Genomic DNA, 321 nt, shown 5'->3' on the forward strand with positions numbered 1-321 from the left:
CCCTACGGGGGGCAGCAGTCGAGAATAATTCACAATGGGGGCAACCCTGATGGTGCAACGCCGCGTGGAGGATGACGGTCTTCGGATTGTAAACTCCTGTCATGTGAGAGTAAGGTTGAAGTAGTAACTGACTGTCAACTTGAGAGTATCACAAGAGGAAGAGGCGGCTAACTCTGTGCCAGCAGCCGCGGTAATACAGAGGGTGCAAGCATTGTCCGGAATGATTGGGCGTAAAGCGTCTGTAGGTGGCTTTTTAAGTTCGCCGTCAAATCCCAGGGCTCAACCCTGGACAGGCGGTGGAAACTACCAAGCTGGAGTACG

Annotated in this window: 1 rRNA gene; it reads left to right on the forward strand. The window is 53.3% G+C overall.

Annotated features, from left to right (window positions below):
- Positions 1-321: ribosomal RNA gene (locus tag ACTHSN_RS10775) — 16S ribosomal RNA — on the forward strand; the annotation flags it as partial.

This window comes from Neisseria sp. P0009.S010, from assembly GCF_051958545.1.
Lineage (GTDB): Bacteria > Pseudomonadota > Gammaproteobacteria > Burkholderiales > Neisseriaceae > Neisseria > Neisseria subflava_A.